Source organism: Paenibacillus sp. PSB04 (assembly GCF_025809195.1).
GTDB lineage: Bacteria > Bacillota > Bacilli > Paenibacillales > Paenibacillaceae > Paenibacillus_AQ > Paenibacillus_AQ favisporus.
In genome coordinates, this window is the sequence record NZ_CP081301.1 from 5,072,108 (window position 1) to 5,087,219 (window position 15,112).

General features: G+C 51.6%; 15 protein-coding genes. 4 read left to right on the forward strand and 11 right to left on the reverse strand.

The annotated features are described in order from the left end of the window. Positions 1-27: 27 nt before the first annotated feature. Positions 28-1,002 (forward strand): electron transfer flavoprotein subunit alpha/FixB family protein, encoded by a 975-nt coding sequence (locus K2F33_RS23500; RefSeq protein ID WP_263878829.1) that lies wholly within the window; start codon positions 28-30, stop codon positions 1,000-1,002. Positions 1,003-1,139: 137 nt separating this feature from the next. Here K2F33_RS23500 and K2F33_RS23505 read toward each other — a convergent pair whose 3' ends face one another. Together K2F33_RS23505 and K2F33_RS23510 are read right to left on the reverse strand one after the other, a co-directional pair. Beyond that, complete coding sequence (locus tag K2F33_RS23505; protein WP_263878830.1) at positions 1,140-2,813, reverse strand: DUF4091 domain-containing protein; 1,674 nt, start codon at positions 2,811-2,813, stop codon at positions 1,140-1,142. 94 nt (positions 2,814-2,907) lie between these two features. Continuing rightward, positions 2,908-3,660 (reverse strand): MBL fold metallo-hydrolase, encoded by a 753-nt coding sequence (locus K2F33_RS23510; protein ID WP_263878831.1) that lies wholly within the window; start codon positions 3,658-3,660, stop codon positions 2,908-2,910. 136 nt (positions 3,661-3,796) lie between these two features. Here K2F33_RS23510 and K2F33_RS23515 point away from each other — a divergent pair, with 136 nt between their 5' ends. Next, positions 3,797-4,225, forward strand: coding sequence for an Lrp/AsnC family transcriptional regulator (locus K2F33_RS23515; protein ID WP_145133472.1), 429 nt, complete (start codon positions 3,797-3,799; stop codon positions 4,223-4,225). An 85-nt stretch (positions 4,226-4,310) separates the two neighbouring features. Here the strand turns inward: K2F33_RS23515 and K2F33_RS23520 are convergent, their stop codons facing one another. From K2F33_RS23520 to K2F33_RS23535, 4 genes are all read right to left on the reverse strand, one after another. Next, a complete protein-coding gene (locus K2F33_RS23520; RefSeq protein WP_263878833.1) occupies positions 4,311-5,510 on the reverse strand; it encodes a DUF4179 domain-containing protein in 1,200 nt (399 codons plus the stop codon). Continuing rightward, positions 5,485-6,069 (reverse strand): RNA polymerase sigma factor, encoded by a 585-nt coding sequence (locus K2F33_RS23525; protein WP_076165431.1) that lies wholly within the window; start codon positions 6,067-6,069, stop codon positions 5,485-5,487. Before K2F33_RS23525 ends, K2F33_RS23520 begins: the two co-directional genes overlap by 26 nt. Before the next feature lie 218 nt (positions 6,070-6,287). Next, positions 6,288-6,770 (reverse strand): nitroreductase family protein, encoded by a 483-nt coding sequence (locus tag K2F33_RS23530; RefSeq protein ID WP_263878834.1) that lies wholly within the window; start codon positions 6,768-6,770, stop codon positions 6,288-6,290. 12 nt (positions 6,771-6,782) lie between these two features. Next, entirely contained in the window at positions 6,783-7,358 is a 576-nt protein-coding gene (locus K2F33_RS23535) for a nitroreductase family protein (RefSeq protein ID WP_263878835.1), read from the reverse strand. A 560-nt stretch (positions 7,359-7,918) separates the two neighbouring features. On the opposite strand from K2F33_RS23535, the gene K2F33_RS23540 reads away from it, so the two are divergent. After that, complete coding sequence (locus K2F33_RS23540; RefSeq protein ID WP_263878836.1) at positions 7,919-8,482, forward strand: NAD(P)H-dependent oxidoreductase; 564 nt, start codon at positions 7,919-7,921, stop codon at positions 8,480-8,482. 84 nt (positions 8,483-8,566) lie between these two features. Here the strand turns inward: K2F33_RS23540 and K2F33_RS23545 are convergent, their stop codons facing one another. Continuing rightward, a complete protein-coding gene (locus K2F33_RS23545) occupies positions 8,567-8,926 on the reverse strand; it encodes a winged helix-turn-helix transcriptional regulator (RefSeq protein ID WP_105442922.1) in 360 nt (119 codons plus the stop codon). A 130-nt stretch (positions 8,927-9,056) separates the two neighbouring features. After that, positions 9,057-9,890, reverse strand: coding sequence for a discoidin/SUN/FTP domain-containing protein (locus K2F33_RS23550; RefSeq protein ID WP_263878839.1), 834 nt, complete (start codon positions 9,888-9,890; stop codon positions 9,057-9,059). Positions 9,891-10,309: 419 nt separating this feature from the next. On the opposite strand from K2F33_RS23550, the gene K2F33_RS23555 reads away from it, so the two are divergent. Further along, positions 10,310-11,248 (forward strand): tyrosine-type recombinase/integrase, encoded by a 939-nt coding sequence (locus tag K2F33_RS23555; RefSeq protein ID WP_076165443.1) that lies wholly within the window; start codon positions 10,310-10,312, stop codon positions 11,246-11,248. A 93-nt stretch (positions 11,249-11,341) separates the two neighbouring features. Here K2F33_RS23555 and K2F33_RS23560 read toward each other — a convergent pair whose 3' ends face one another. From K2F33_RS23560 to K2F33_RS23570, 3 genes are read right to left on the reverse strand one after another with little or no spacing between them, the layout of a single operon-like run. Next, on the reverse strand, positions 11,342-12,781 hold the full coding sequence (locus tag K2F33_RS23560; RefSeq protein ID WP_263878842.1) for a sulfatase family protein: 1,440 nt from the start codon (positions 12,779-12,781) through the stop codon (positions 11,342-11,344). Then, complete coding sequence (locus K2F33_RS23565) at positions 12,774-13,661, reverse strand: AraC family transcriptional regulator (RefSeq protein WP_263878844.1); 888 nt, start codon at positions 13,659-13,661, stop codon at positions 12,774-12,776. Before K2F33_RS23565 ends, K2F33_RS23560 begins: the two co-directional genes overlap by 8 nt. A gap of 30 nt (positions 13,662-13,691) precedes the next feature. Further along, positions 13,692-15,110: a sulfatase family protein gene (locus K2F33_RS23570; RefSeq protein WP_263878846.1), complete on the reverse strand. Its 1,419-nt coding sequence runs from the start codon at positions 15,108-15,110 to the stop codon at positions 13,692-13,694. Positions 15,111-15,112: the final 2 nt, after the last annotated feature.

The window sequence follows — 15,112 nt, forward strand, 5'->3', positions numbered from 1 at the left end:
AGAAATTCATAAAAGGAGGAATCCCAAATGAGTAAAACGTTTGTGGTCGTAGCCGAGGTCCGCGGTGGCAGCCTGCGTCAGGTATCGTTGGAAGCGCTTCAGGCGGCCTCCATTGCCAAAAATGAAGGAGACGCCGTCGCTGCCGTGTTAATCGGGTCGCAAATTACGACCCTCGCAGCAGATCTGGCGGGCTATGTGGATGGCCGGGTCTACGCCGTGGATCATCCCGAGCTGGAAATCTACAACGCTGAGGCTTATTTTGATGCCGTGCAAAGCGTGTTTGAACAGGTGACACCTGACGTGGTCTTCCTTGGCCATACGGCACTGGGCCGGGATCTTGCGCCGAAAATCGCTGCCCATTTGGGTGCCGGACAAATATCAGACGTGACGGCGATCGAGCAGAACGGCGGCGAAGCGGTCTACACCCGCCCGATCTACGCAGGCAAAGCATTCGAGCAAAAATCGTTCACCGGCGGCCCGCAGGTCGTGACGATCCGCCCGAACAATCTGGCTCCAGCACCAAGCGTATCTTCGCCTGGGGAGATCATCGAGATCGATTACGCCCCTTCCGGCTCCCTCCGCTCGATCGTAAAGGACATCGTGCGCAAGACGTCGGGCAAGGTCGACCTGACCGAAGCGAAAATTATCGTTTCGGGCGGCCGCGGCGTCAAGAGTGCCGAAGGGTTCAAGCCGCTCGAAGAGCTGGCGGATGTGCTGCACGGCGCGGTGGGCGCTTCCCGGGCGGCGTGCGATGCAGGCTACTGCGACTATTCGATGCAGATTGGCCAGACCGGCAAGGTCGTGACGCCGGAGATCTATATCGCCTGCGGCATCAGCGGCGCGATCCAGCATTTGGCGGGGATGAGCCAGTCGCGGGTTATCATCGCGATCAATAAGGATCCCGAAGCGCCGATTTTCAAAGTGGCGGATTACGGGATCGTCGGGGACCTGTTCGAGGTCGTGCCGCTCCTCACCCGCGAGTTTCGCAAGGTGCTGGTTTAACGGCTCGTTGGACATGAAGAAGCCCCATATTTCAAAAAAACAAAAGCATTCGTCAGCCGGTCCACCACCGGCCTGACGAATGCTTTTTCCTTGTCTTGTCGTGTATGAAGCGGTGTTCAAAGGAACAACGCGGCAGCTCAGACGTTTGCCGAAGCTAAAGCTTCTTTAATCTTCCGGTTCACCCATTCGCGCTTGGCGATCAGCCATTCCTCTTCACGCGGGTAGCGGCTGAACGTGATCGGCTCGGGCAAATCTTCCTCCAACGCCTTCAGCACATTCTCCCTGCCGATTTTCGATTCGAGCAGCTGGAGTGCACGCAAATCCTGCAGCGCTTCGTTCATGACCTCAAGCCGGATCGATTCGACCGGCACGCCGCCAGGTCCCGGATACACGATAAACGGATCGCCTGACGGAAAAGCTTTGCCGGCATCGGTCGTCTCGTACGGATCGATTTCGCCTTTGGAGTATTGCGAATAATAGAAGTTATAACCCCAATGCAAAAATCCGGCGGCATCAAACTTGTACAGCTGGTAACCCAGAATCCGGTTGCGGGCCGAAGGGAAGCACATGAAGCGGTTAGCCACCTCTTTATATTGGGAACAGCAATAATACGTCCAGAGCGGCTGGACGTTATGCTCCAGAAACGGCTCGATATGGTTGCTGGCCGGAATAGGCGTTTTCACCAAACCATTTTCGAAGAAATCATAGTCCGACAGGGCGTCGATGATCGGGAATCCTTGCAGCAGACCGCCCAGCAGCTTGCTCGCATAGCCATAAGTCTCCAGGTGATCCGCCCCGGGCTCATCGGAAATGTGGAAATAGCTTCGTTCCGACAGATTATTGGCATGAATCCATTCCGTTAGTGCCGGAACAAACTGCTCCAAGAACAGACGATACGTTTCACCGGTGGCATCGGTCTCCCATCCGAAAATCTTCTGTAGATTTCCGTCTACGGATGCCATAATCTTCGGTGCATGCTTCGCGCCCCATTGCGTGAACAAATGGGAAAATTCAAAATAGCGGATGCCCTTCTCATCGCACAGCTCAACCCATCTTGCGAGCCGGTCAAAGCCGAACGCGTATTGGTCTTCTCCCGTGACGGTCACATCCACAAGCTGAACCGTCGGCCGCTCCCCGCCGACCTCGGTGTCCAGCGGCGGCGTAAAGACGGGCGTCAGAATCATGTTCATGCCATGCTTCACGGCCGTATCCATATATTGACCGATCACCTGCCAGTGCTCTTCGCTGAATACGTCCAGCTTGTAATAGGTCGCCAGGCAGTCTGTATGGAACCATTCGGTATGTATCAGCTTCTGGGGAGGCAGCTCCTCCGGAATCAGCTCCAGCTGAAAAGTCTCCTCTCCGGCAACTTCCCCATCCCCGGATGCAAAACGGACGGTGATCGGGTAGCTGCCCGCCGGCGTCTGACCATTCGGCTGAAGCGTGATCCACACACTTTGCCACTCTCCCGGTACAGCCGGAATGGCTTGTTCTTCATCCAGCGGATACAGCGGATCCGGAAATAATCCCGGCTCGGCACGCAGGACATGTTCATCGTGATCCGGATATACGGGAAGTCCGGACGGCACGAGGCCAACACGGCGTACCGTAACCGGCAGTGCGGCCGGAGCATCCACGATGACCCTGAGATCGTTCACCGTCCCTTCCGCCCGGTAAGCGGCTTGAAAAGCATACGTTTCGTTGCTGAGCATCGACCCGCCGGTCACGGGATGTTCGGTTCCCTGTCCATCGGGAAATACTTTGGATAACGAGCTGAGAAGCCTGGTCTGAAATACTTGATTCTGATTCATTGAGCCAATGATCCCTCGCTTTCAAACGGTATGCTGTATCCTTCGCTGTCCGCCCCCGGCATCCTCTTTAAAAAACCCAAAAATAAATATTTTTTTAATCCGCAAAGATTTCCCCATCTTCCGGAATGATTACCCGGCTGCTGTATCCCGCCTTCTCTATCGCATCTTTCAGATCATCCCTCGTTAAAAAGCAGTGATTGATCGCTTCCATGTGAACGGCAGCCACCCGGGTATCCGGTTGATGACGCAGAACGGCAAGCACGTCATTCACATCCATAATGATCGGATCCCCCGTCACGAAGCGGGCACCGCCGGCATTAACGATCGTCAGATCCGGCTGGTAGGCATCAAGCGCCTCTTCAACATCACGGCACCATATCGTATCGCCTGCAATGTAGACCGTCGGCTCGCCTTCGGCTTGAAGGACAAAGCCGCACACGGGCCCCATCTGTTTACCGATTTCTCCCGTTCCGTGCTGACCTCCGGTTCGGGTCAAGGTTATTCCCTGAAATGTAACGCTTCTTTCGACCGGCGTCGTGCGGGCAAATCTGGCTGCCCGGATCTCGCCTTCGTCCTCCGGCTGGCAGAATACCGCCGTCTCCTTGCTGATTTGCTTCTGGGCAGGCTCATCCCAGTGATCCGGATGCCGGTGGGTGACCAGCAGCGCATCCGGCTGCACGAGCTTTTCCACCTCCACTGGCAGGGATACCCGCGGGTTGCGCAGTTCGTTGGCGGTATTGATAACCGGCGGGTTGGTCTCCTTCTCGCTGAACATCGGATCGACGAGAAGAGTTACACCGGCATATTCAATAAACAATGTCGCATTGCGGATCAATTGAATTTTCATTTCCATTCACTCCCGGTTTGGTTTATGATTCTGTTATTCACGATATCAGTATAAAACAGGAAAACGTGTTCTTTACATAGCCTGGCGAAACGATATTGGCAGCTATATTTTCACGGTGAAAGGAATGAAGGGCAAGATGAGCAAACAAGATATCGATGAGATCGACCTTAAAATATTGCAGCTGCTGGTGGAAAATTCTCTTCAGTCCAACAAGGAGATCGGAGAAAAGGTACATCTCACCGGTCAGGCGGTGGGTGCCCGCATCCGGAAGCTCCAGGATCTGGAGGTGATCGAGGGTTATACGCTTCGGTGCAATCCGGGCAAGCTTGGACTCCAGGTCAGTGCTTTTATTACAGTCTTTATGAAATCCGCGGATACGCATGCTTCGTTCCAGCAGTACATCCAGCGTACCCAGCCCATCGTGGAGGCACACCGGATCAGCGGTGAAGGCTGCTATCTCCTTCGAGTGCAGGTGCCAACCCCTATGGACCTCAATGACCTTCTGGGCGAGATGGTTCAGTTCGGCAATTATAAGGTCAATTTGTCCATCGGCCAGCTAAAATAGCCTATCAAAAAAGAGCTCCCCATCCCTGTTCGAGATGGAATAAGAGCTCTTTTTTGCAGAGTTATAACCTTTTTTAATTAGCTTGTTAATGGACGACCGAAATCGTCATTTCGAGATCTTTATGATAAGTTTTAAGCGGTTCCCCCTTACTGTCTGAAACGATGGTCCAATCCTTTTTCACAGTCAATGTATAAGGCTTGATCGTAATGGAGGTCGGCGTTTTGTCAAACGGCTTATAAGCCTCATCCTCATGATATTCAGTACCCGGGCTGCTGTTGAAGTATCCGATCATGTTCTGCTGCACCGGATTCCCATTCTGGTCCACGATATCGTAATACATTTTGCTCGGGCTTAAATCTCCTGTTTGCTCTGATGTCACAGGAACGCTGCCTTTGCTGTCCAGTACGAGTCGTGTCGTTATCGGCGTCAGATCCACCTGTTTGACCGTATAGCTGAAACCGCCGCTGCTTTGCGTTTGGTCCGGATGAAGGACGACGGCTCCTTTCGCCAGGTTTTTGACAGGAACGACGAATTCAAACGGTTCCTGGATGCCGGTGACGTTCAGTTTTACGGACATATCAAACGCTTCGGGCAGGTTAAGTTCGGTCAATCCTTTCGTCAATTCATACATGGCCATGTTTCGAATCGATTGGCCATCTTCCGTTTTGCCTACAGCGTCCGTGAACATACCGAAAAATTTGCTGTGACCTTGGATGTTGACTTCCGGCATGTAGATATACCCTTTTTTCTGCTGTTCCAATGGAACGGTTTGGATCAGGTTCCCCTTCTCATCCTTCGCCCCTGCCGGTGGATAAGGGGAGAGCATCGTATCGTCGTCCACGCCCTGACGTTCAATAGCGAACGCAAGCCGGGTTCCATCAAACATCACCTCTTTAATGCTAAGCGTCACCCCGTCTTTAGTTACACTCAAGTTCGGCGCAGTTGTCAGCCCTGTGGTGCTGGCCTTCTGCAAAGTGCTGTCCGAATTGTACTGGAACACACTGCCGATCCACGGCACGTTTTTTAAGGCATCCGCCATAACTGGGGATACGAAGCCGCTTCCCATCACCACGCCTCCAAGCATGGCTGCAGCTGTTACGCTAATCGCCGCCTTTTTCTTCCAGGTTCCTCTTCCGATACGTTCGCTTCTTCTGGATCTACTCATCTCATTCAGCCTCTCCATAATTTGATTGGCGTAGCTTTCTTGCGGCATTTCCTTTTGCTTAACCGTTCTCCGCAAATGCGCCATCAGTTCTTCTTCAGTTAGATCTGACCATTCGTTCATGGGTTACCCCTCCTTTGATCTTCTTTTGCAGAATCAGTTTTTTTCGGACACGTTCGAACTTTTTGCGCAGGGTTGCCGGTTTGCAGTCCATAATCTGTCCGATCTCTTCGAAGCTGTACTGCTCCACTGCCCGCAGGAGCACGAGATGCCTTTCTTCAGGCTTCAAACTCATCAGCAGCTCTTCCACCTCTGGTACGCTGTCCTTTTGATGCTGATTCTCCAACTGCCGAATCTCTTTTTGGAGAGATAACGTCTTCTTTTGCCGGCTCTTCTTTCTGGCCATGTCCATGCAATGGTAGTAAGCAACTTTATACAACCATGAGGAGAAGGAAACCTGGTGCTCATATTTATGGATGGATTGATACACCTTGATGAAAATTTCCTGCAGCGCGTCCTCCGCTTCCTCGCGGTTCTTCAAAATGTAATAACAATACGTATAAATCTGACGCTCAAACGTACGGATGATGTCGGCAAATGCCTGCTTATCTCCTTGTTTGACACTTTCTACGACGCTCTCGATAGGTTGTGTCGACTCTTCCCCGGGGTTGAGGTATTTCATGGCATCACCTCCCTTGTTGTCCCATCCTCACCCTGTATAACGTTTGGCATGCTGCCGAATGTGACATCGTTCAGAAATAAAAACGTCCCTTTTCGGAAAACATGCTTTCCGGAAGGGACGCTGAGAAGGATTTGGATCTTTGACGTACTCCTTTGAACATTCCCCCAATTTAGATGCATCAGGAGCGAAAAAGGTTATGCAGCTTGATTATTTGCCAATTACAATAACTCAAAGTTAAGATCCGGTGAATGAGCAGCAGTTACCGGATCTATTGGTTGCTCCAGATAACCCAATTCCAGAACGGCGACGATCCGCTCCTCTTGGTGAACACCAAAACGATGGGCGGATGCTCGATCATAAATCCAGTCGTTCATCGTCATTCGGACGTGGAGCTTACTCTCTTGAGCAAGCATATGGAAATTTTGCATAAGGCAGCATGCGGCTGCGAAATCTTCTTCCCTTTTATGAGGATCGCGCTCTTCTTTAATCACCAGGATCAAATAAGCCGGCGCCTTCTCCTGTAATCCGGCCATGATGTCTGTGCTGCCTGACCCGATAAATATAAAACGCCACGGCTCCCGCAGTCCGTCGTTCGGAGCCCATACGGCCACATTTAACAGATCCAGGATGTGAGTTTCAGGAACGGGCCGATTGCTGTAGTTTAATGTATGTCCTGTATTTGTGATACCGGTGATGTTCATGAGTTCGCCTCCTTATCCCGATATGATCGTCCATTTCTTTTCTGCGCGTGTCCTGGCTCTCGCTTTCGGTATTTTGTCAAAAAAGCCAAGGTGTAAAATTCCCACCAGTTTCTCAGTTGGTTTCATCTGGAAAAGGTGGAATAACTCCCGGCTCTGCATCATCGGCTCCGTATCCCATAGGGTACCAAGCTGCCGCTGCCAGGCAAGCAGCTGGAAGTTTTGCATGATCCCGCAAACTGCCGCGTAATTCATGTCATTTGTCCTTCTGTCCTCATTCGTGCTGGCAATAACAGCCAAATGACCGGGTATTTCCGTTACTCTTTTTCGGACAAAATCCCGAATTTTTTCCGGCAGCCATTTGACCAGTTTGTTCTTCACCAAGGGCTCAAGCATGCAGGCAGCAAGACGTTCCCTGGATTCCGCCGTTCCTGCATATACGTACCGGTAACTTGAAGCCTCGCCGGAAGGATAAGGATATAAGCCCTGCGCTTCGCGGAGCAGCTCCCGCACAAGTTCCTGATCCACCTCGGGAAAGGATTTAAACCTGCGGATGCTTCTGCGCTCTTGGATGATTTTCGCCCATTCCATGATTCGAACCCTCCTGTTCATTCAGCCTTGAAAACCGCCTGTGATGTGATTCCCAACTCCTGACCAACGCATTACAGCCTCGCGAATCACTCGTCGGTTCCAAGTACTGCATCCCGGCTCGTTGTTATGAGTTGATTAAAACCATATGTTTCATTCGAAACAATAAATGTACGTGAAAGGAATGCTCATCGTTCTGCTTTTAGCCTATTCATGGAAAGATGATCTTTTCAGAATCGATCGTTCCTTTTAAAGAGATAAATGTATGCTTCGGATAAAAAATTTGATTGTAACAGTTAAAATGCTTCCGATACTCTCAATTATTTATTCATATGAAACAATTTTATTGTATAGATTTATCCGGCCTCTGTCAATTCCGTTTTCATGCCTGTATCGGTCATACAGCTTGGGTACGTTGACGTAAGTCGTTAAAAGGCTCTGTTCGACGCGGTTCACACTTACCATGATGTTAGTACCTGTACTAAAAGTGCGTACTTACAGCGTGGCGGGGTATTTTTTATACTCAATACGAAGTCATTATCGAACAAAGGAGGATCAATCCGATGAAAACCTTAGTCATCGTATCGCATCCAAGCATTGAAACGTCTGTCATTAATAAACGGTGGGTCCAAGAGCTTCATAAATACCCGGAAAAATACACGGTCCATGACTTGTACAAAGCTTATCCTGACCAATCCATTGATGTGGAAAAAGAGCAGCGTTTGGTGGAAACGCATGACCATTTGATGCTGCAGTTTCCAATCCAGTGGTTCAACTGTCCGCCTCTCCTGAAACAATGGCTGGACGAAGTGCTGGCATACGGCTGGGCTTATGGTTCGAACGGTGGCGACAAGCTAAAGAACCGCAAAGTCGCTCTTGGCGTCTCTGCAGGGATCAAAAAAGCGGATTACAGCGAAACAGGCAGGTACCGGTATACACTGGAGCAAATATTGGTTCCGTTTGAAACGACCTTCCGGTACTGCAATGCAGATTTTCGTTCGGTTTTTGCATTCTACGGTACGGAGAGCGAGCCTGGAGAAAATGTGCCGGGAGCGGAAGCCGATCAGCCTGCGGACGAACTGGAACAAAGCGCGCGGAACTATTTGAAATTTATCGACTCCCTCTAAACCGGCAAATGGATATGGCCATTAAAAAAGAAGTATCTCCCTGTACGGGAAATACTCCTTCTAATGAGCCGAATTACGGGATGCCTATCGCTGAACAGCCTCAACGCCGGGAACAAAGTTATTCTCCCCCCACTCGCACATCAGATTTAGGACAGGGATGAGGGAAAGACCCCGTTCGGACAACGAATATTCGACCTTCGGGGGAACCTGAGGAAATTCCTTACGTAAGACCAGGCCGTCCGCCTCCATCTCTTTTAACATAACGCTAAGTGTTTTAAAGGAAATGGTTCCGATACTCCGCTGGAGTTCATTAAAACGCATCACTTGATGTTCGGACAACCAATACATGATGATCATTTTGTATTTGCCGCCGATTAAGGACAACGTATATCCAAATCCGGTGTCTTTGAGCTTAACGCCGCCCGGAACACAGGTTTCCCGCACAGGAGCACCTTCCTTTCGCCAAGACGATCTGTCTCCATTATATAGGCTAAGTTCTTCAGCGTAAAAGGATGTGCAGGGAATAACGGCGGCTTGCCCGGTAAACGATGCTTACCCATCAAAAGGTGATTACCTATATATTTCTGCCGTATGCCTCAATCTGCGTCAGGGCCGGAAACGGCGTCTCATCGCCTTTGATCAAGCGCTTGAGCACCAGCCATTCGACCGTGCGGGGAGAGATGTCAAAGTATTGGATGCTGCGGATTTTTGCAGGATGGAGCTGCTCCTCTGACCCGTCGGAAAAAGCAACCGTGACTTCTTTCCACCAGCTGTCATGCGGAAAATCGCCGCGCAATACAAGGCCCAGCCGGTCAAGCTGCACCTTACGACCGAAATCCAGTGTCAGCTCGGCATCCGGCTGCTGGTTAATTCCCCAGGATTGATACGGGTAAGAACCGTGGCTGTAATTGGCATAGACGCCATCGATGGCGTTGCGGGCAAAGAAGGTCGGGTCATTTCGGGTTTCGACATTCGCATGAGCATGCGGGAAAGCGCCAGAGTCCTGCTTCTGGTCATGAGGGTTTAAGGCCAGATTACGGTACTGGCTAATCTCATTCTCCGTCGCATACCGGGCAGTAACATAATGCTTCGATCCGGCAAAAGCGTTCTCGGGATACGCTCGTTTGTACGCCAGCGGAATCTCGTATTCCCATGTGGTTCCCTTGACATAAATGAAAGACGGATTGAGCGTCTCATCCATCTGAACCACGATATACGAATCCGGCTGTTCCATCGTAACTCTAAACCTGTCGCCCTCGGCGTACTCCACATGCTGGCAGGCCAGATGCGTAAACCCTTCTTCTTCCCGTTCCATCAAATGGACATGCGTCGTTTGCGAATCGCTGTACTCCTCCGTCCTCACTTCATCTTGACGATTCAATAATTCGAGCTTGATTGTCGGCATCATTGTTCTCTCCCCATTTCAGAGTATCAAATGAACTTGATTGGATTGATATAAACTAATAAGAACATTATATACTGGTTCATATGAACCCTAAAGAGATTTTTAAGATTATAGAATTTATAAATTTCAGCGAAGCTGAACCATTCTATAATCGCAAGAAAAACTTCAGCTAAACGCGGTCTGACTTCTTTGAAGGTACGTCGATAGACGTTTTTCTTATCATCACCTGGTGATCCTTCAGCTTCATTGGGGAAGAAAATGGTTGTAAAGCGAACAGCAGACCCTTAATCGTCCTAAAATCGGCTCCCGTTTATTTGCGGCAAAAGCGCCCTAACTTACAGCGTTTTTTGTTATACTAAAATTGCATTAAATCTATATTTAATGCAATTTATCTTTAAATCGATCAGGTGGGTGCCAAGCTGATGAAATATACGGAAGTTTTTGAGCAATATGAACGCGAAACGAAGCTGTTTGTTTCCTATATGAAGGATCGTGAATATTCACAAGAAACGCAGAATGCTTATTTTCATGATCTCAAGCATTTTTTGACGTCGCTGGACGGCAAAGCCGTTTCGGAAGTTTCAGAGATTGATGTGATGTATTTCCTGACCCGTGTGCGTGAGAGCGGCGCCGGCGCCCGGTACCGCAACCGGTGCCAGTCGGCCATCCGCCTCTTTTATAAAGTCATGATTCGATTCAAGTTAACGGACCATAATCCGGCGATGAATATTGAAAAAGCAAAGGTCGAGAAGAAAAAACAACCTGTGTATCTTCAAAAGCAGTTTCTCGATGCATGCCTGGGACTGGTTGAAGGAAGATATATGATTCGGGACGTTTCGATCGTCGCCCTGATGGCCTATGCGGGACTTCGTGTCAGTGAGATCGTGAAGTTAAACATTTCGGACTTCGATCAGGAAGGGAACAACATCGGTGTGCTCGGAAAAGGCGGGAAATGGCGCTACATCCCCCTCCCTGCCGAAATGACCAACTTACTGCAAACATGTCTGAGCGAGCGGATCCCTCCCCGGAATACCAAGGAAACGGCCTTTTTTATTTCCCAATTCCGGCGCCGTATCAGCAAACGAATGGTACAGAGTATCGCGGAAAAAACCTTTCAAGCCCTGTTCGAAAAGTATCCGCATTTATCGGGAAGAACGCTGTCCGCCCATAAGCTGAGACACTCTTTCGCTACGGATTTGCTGCACAACGGAGCCGACCTGCGGACGGTTCAAGAGCTGCTTGGCCATGAGGATATTTCCACGACCCAGATCTACACCCACGTATTGGATGAGGCCAAAGAGCGTGCGATGAATAATATCCGGCCGGCCATTCCAGGGGAGTTGTTGAATGGACAAGCTTAAACGGGCGGCAGAATTTATTTGGGGAACGCAAAAAGCTCCCGAATGACCGACCTGAACCTTGCAGATCTTTTCATTGGGAGGATGGGAAAAAAGCTAACCTTTAAGCGATCCGGTCGTCCGCTGGATATCGTTCAGCTTAGCGCCGCCCAGCAGCTGCCTCTGCATCCACTGGTTCGAGACGAGCGCATCCCCGTCCGCCTTTAGCTGGTGATACAGCCGAGCGCGAAGTTCTTGCAGGATGCTGGCATGCTCCGCTTCGCTGACGACATTATTCAGCTCGCCGGGATCAGATTGCAGCTGATACAATTCGTCGATATCCGTTGGATTCCAGATGTATTTCCACTGCCTGGTCCGGATCATTCGCTGCGTATACAGTCCGAACTGCTGACCGTTGTATGTGGATACAACCGCGTCCCGCCACGGCTCAGTCAGTCCCTCGCCGGCAAGCAGCGGAAGCAGCGATTTCCCCTGCAGATGGCCGGGGTTACATAACTCAAGTCCCAGGATGGACAGAAACGTCGGAGGCAGATCCAGAAAATTATACACGAAATCATCGCAGGTTTGCCCGGGATGCCGAACGCCGGACCAGCGAATGATGAGCGGCACCCGAACGACATCGTCATATAAAATATAGTGTTTATCCATCATGCCATGCGAGCCGCACATGTCACCGTGGTCGGCGGTAAAGATGACTATGGTATTCTCTGCGGCCCCCGTGCGTTCCAGCACATCCAGTACCTTGCCGATGGCATCGTCAAGCTGACTGATCAATCCGTAGTACCGGGCAACAATGGGCGCCCAGTCATCCCATGTAAAATGCTCCACGCCCCAGCTGAGCTGCTGCTGCCGCTGGATGTACGGCTTGCCCGCCAGTGTATCCCTGAATCCTTCCCATTCCGGCATGTCAGCGGGATCGTACATGTCATCATACGGCGCGGACGGCCTGCACGGCAGGTGCGGTTCTGAGAAATGCAGCGCCATGTGCCAAGGCTCCCCGCTGGATTGAAGGCGTTCCAGTTCCGCGGCTGCACGGTCTGCAAACCAATGCGTCTTTGCGTCCTCCAGCGGAATCGGATTACTCTCGCCGAAGTATCCGTTTGTAAAATGCACGTCCGGGTACTTCTTCTTGGCATATCCGTCGTACTCCGCTTCACCGAGATACGAATGATATCCGTAGGCCGTCGCATCGTAATCGGGATTCACACCCCATTTCCCCAAGTAGGCACAGGAATACCCGTTTTCTGCAAGCGTCCTCGCCCAGGTGTAGGCATCAGGAGGCAGCGCCGCAACAGGAAGCGCCCCGCTGAAGTTCCACAAGGCGCCAAACGTTTCCGGCCGGCTGCCATGGAGCAGGGACTGCCTCGCCGGGCAGCAGACCGGCAACACGGAATACGCATGAGAGAACGCCGCGCCGCCTGCAGCGAGCCGGTCCAAATTCGGCGTGCGGACCGGATGCATACCACTGTAGCCCACGCAGTCGTACCGAAGCTGGTCCGCGGTGATCAGCAGTACATTAGGACGCTGATTAGGCATTTGCACCGCTCCTGTACTCGCTCGGTGAGCAGCCGGCATGCCTCACGAAGAGCCTGCTGAAGAATGACGGATCGTCATAGCCGACGCTGGCGGCCACGGCAATCACCTTCTCGTCCGATTCGGCCAGCATCCGCTTGGCCCGTTCAATCCGGATTTCATGAAGGACGTCGAATACGCTCTTGTGGAATTCTTCCCTCATGATGCGGTTAAGCTGGCGGGTGCTGACGTTAAATAAACCGGAAAGGGATTGGAGCGTAATTTTTTTATCGAAGCTCCGCTCCAAATAACCGTAGATCCGGCGTGCTGTCATCACCCGGTCCAGCTGGCGCGGCGAAGCATAGCTTTTACGGCTGTGCATAAGCGCGTAATATCGAGAGAGGAGCACGAGCAGCTCCACCAGCTGAAGCTTGATCACCGTCGTATGCCCCAGGACGCGCGCTCCGATTTCCCGGATCATGCTGTCAAGCAGCGTAAGGACGGAAGCCGCTTCCTGTCCGAGCAGGTTTAAATGATGATTGAAACGGACGTCATGCTTCAGGAAAGGATGCACATAGAAGTAATCCATCGAAGTGGTAATCTCCAGCTCCCTGAGCAGGGCGTCCGAAATGAAGGACGGCATGAACAGACAGTTGATGATTTCCATCTTCTCGCCTTGCTCCACGTCATAGGCATGTATCTCGCCCGGGTTGATAATGAACACGTCCCCTGCCCGGATGTCATAACGCGTTCCTTGAAAGATATGACTCCCTTTTCCCTTCACAACATAGACGAGCTCGACGAATTCATGCCCATGCTCGGCAAGCGATCCCTGCTCGGTCCGTGTGATCCAGAACGGAAATTCTTCCTTCATGTAGCCCCGGCTATTGAGAATTTCCTGCAAACAGCAGCACCTCCTTCTGACCGTTAGCCATTAATGGCAGGACGAAGCTGCCTGATCAAACCGCTCCCGCCGCGGATCCCGCTGCCATTCGTCCCAGCTCATGCCGGAAGCGGACAGAATTTGCTCGATCCGTCTCCGGAACGGCAGCCCTGCCTCGACGAGCTGCCGGATCATCGGATCCTCGCGGCCGCCGAGCTTGCTGCTGACCCATTCGCCGATTTCCTGTTCGAATTGATCGGCGAGCTCCGGAAGCTGATCCGCCAGATTGTCTTTTTCGGCGGGGTCGGCGATCAGATCATACAATTCCCTTGGCGGACGGGTGAACGGCCCCGAATCGTACGTTCGGATGAACTTGTACCTCGATGTCCGAATGGCTCTGGCTGCCTGCCAGGCGCATTCGCTCAAAAATATTTTCTCCGCCGTTCCTTCGGCTTCTCCTCGAATCGCCGGCCATAAACTTTTGCCGTCCAACCCGATAGGATCAGTTAGCAGAGCAAGGTTAATATGTGAAGGGTGCTCTTGACGGATCGACTCCAGAACGGTCGGCAGCAGATCTACCTGCTGAACCAGCCCATGCACTCTCTTTCCGGATGGAATTCTGCCCGGCCATCGCATGATGAGTGGGACATGGACGGTCGGTTCGTACAATCCGCAGTGGTCCCAGTATATATCGTGCTCCGTCAGGCTTTCCCCATGATCCCCGAATAGAATCAGCAGGGTATCCTCGGCAATTCCCAGTTTCTCCAGATGGTCGTCCAGCTCCTTCAACCGGTCGTCCAAATACCGGATTTCGGCGTCGTAGAGCGCATCATAATAAGCACTGTCCGTTACCGGCCCGACCAAATCGTAGTGGTGGTGTTTAAAAAACGGATATGCCGGGTGATTATACGCCCGCTCCATGCTGCGGTTGGCCGGATCATAGGGATCACGGCCGCTGTCGTAAAATTCGGGAATATAGTCTGCCGGCGGCAAATAAGGCGTGTGAGCATCCCAGTAATGGAGGAACAGAAAAAAACTCTCCTCCCGATGCGCCTCAATCCACGGGAATGCCAGCTCGTTGACCGTCACGCCGTCGATCCAGCGGTTGCCGCCGACGCTGTTCGTATAATAGCGGTAACCTCTGGCGAACCATTCCTTCAATTGATACAAATTGTCTACCGCCGAGGTCGTGAATCCGGCGCTTCGAAGCATTGTCGGCAGCCATGGCACGGACTTCGGCAGGTGAGCCAGCTCGGAACCATGCGATACAACGCCTGTTGTGAGTCCGATTTTGCCCGTGAAAATCCCGGTATGCGCCACTTCCGTCGGAATATCCGCGGCGTACGCCCGTTCGAAGAGAACGCCCTGGGCGGCGATCCGGTCCATATGCGGACTTGTCGGCTTGGTGTAACCATACCCGGTTAACCGGGAAGCGCGAAGCGTATCCAGCGAAATCAAAATGATTTTCATCC

What these genes read in the sequence shown, in the direction of transcription:
- K2F33_RS23500 (WP_263878829.1), top strand. Translation starts at nt 28, where the DNA reads ATGAGTAAAACGTTTGTGGTCGTAGCCGAGGTCCGCGGTGGCAGCCTG.
- K2F33_RS23505 (WP_263878830.1), bottom strand. Translation starts at nt 2,813, where the DNA reads ATGAATCAGAATCAAGTATTTCAGACCAGGCTTCTCAGCTCGTTATCC.
- K2F33_RS23510 (WP_263878831.1), bottom strand. Translation starts at nt 3,660, where the DNA reads ATGAAAATTCAATTGATCCGCAATGCGACATTGTTTATTGAATATGCC.
- K2F33_RS23515 (WP_145133472.1), top strand. Translation starts at nt 3,797, where the DNA reads ATGAGCAAACAAGATATCGATGAGATCGACCTTAAAATATTGCAGCTG.
- K2F33_RS23520 (WP_263878833.1), bottom strand. Translation starts at nt 5,510, where the DNA reads ATGAACGAATGGTCAGATCTAACTGAAGAAGAACTGATGGCGCATTTG.
- K2F33_RS23525 (WP_076165431.1), bottom strand. Translation starts at nt 6,069, where the DNA reads ATGAAATACCTCAACCCCGGGGAAGAGTCGACACAACCTATCGAGAGC.
- K2F33_RS23530 (WP_263878834.1), bottom strand. Translation starts at nt 6,770, where the DNA reads ATGAACATCACCGGTATCACAAATACAGGACATACATTAAACTACAGC.
- K2F33_RS23535 (WP_263878835.1), bottom strand. Translation starts at nt 7,358, where the DNA reads ATGGAATGGGCGAAAATCATCCAAGAGCGCAGAAGCATCCGCAGGTTT.
- K2F33_RS23540 (WP_263878836.1), top strand. Translation starts at nt 7,919, where the DNA reads ATGAAAACCTTAGTCATCGTATCGCATCCAAGCATTGAAACGTCTGTC.
- K2F33_RS23550 (WP_263878839.1), bottom strand. Translation starts at nt 9,890, where the DNA reads ATGATGCCGACAATCAAGCTCGAATTATTGAATCGTCAAGATGAAGTG.
- K2F33_RS23555 (WP_076165443.1), top strand. Translation starts at nt 10,310, where the DNA reads ATGAAATATACGGAAGTTTTTGAGCAATATGAACGCGAAACGAAGCTG.
- K2F33_RS23560 (WP_263878842.1), bottom strand. Translation starts at nt 12,781, where the DNA reads ATGCCTAATCAGCGTCCTAATGTACTGCTGATCACCGCGGACCAGCTT.
- K2F33_RS23570 (WP_263878846.1), bottom strand. Translation starts at nt 15,110, where the DNA reads ATGAAAATCATTTTGATTTCGCTGGATACGCTTCGCGCTTCCCGGTTA.